This is a genomic window from Streptomyces beigongshangae, assembly GCF_019710745.1.
Classification (GTDB): Bacteria; Actinomycetota; Actinomycetes; order Streptomycetales; family Streptomycetaceae; genus Streptomyces; species Streptomyces beigongshangae.
The window spans coordinates 1-345 of the sequence record NZ_JAHKJW010000204.1; the positions used below are offsets into that span (position 1 = coordinate 1).

Consider the following 345-nt stretch of genomic DNA (forward strand, 5'->3'; position numbering starts at 1 on the left):
ACCTGGAGATCGCCCTGGACTTCGCGCTCCAGTGCTCGCCGGACCACCCGTGGGTGGAGAAGCACCCGGAGTGGTTCCACCACCGTCCCGACGGCACGATCGCCTACGCGGAGAACCCGCCGAAGAAGTACCAGGACATCTACCCGATCGCCTTCGACCAGGACATGCCCGGCCTGGTCGAGGAGACGGTCCGGGTGCTGCGGTTCTGGATGGGGCACGGGGTGCGGATCTTCCGCGTCGACAACCCCCACACGAAACCGGTCGTGTTCTGGGAGCAGGTGATCGCGGAGATCAACCGCACCGATCCCGACGTGATCTTCCTGGCCGAGGCGTTCACCCGCCCGG

General features: G+C 66.7%; 1 pseudogene. It reads left to right on the forward strand.

Annotated features, from left to right (window positions below):
- Positions 1 to 345, forward strand: a pseudogene (locus tag KM933_RS38855) (alpha-1,4-glucan--maltose-1-phosphate maltosyltransferase); the annotation flags it as partial.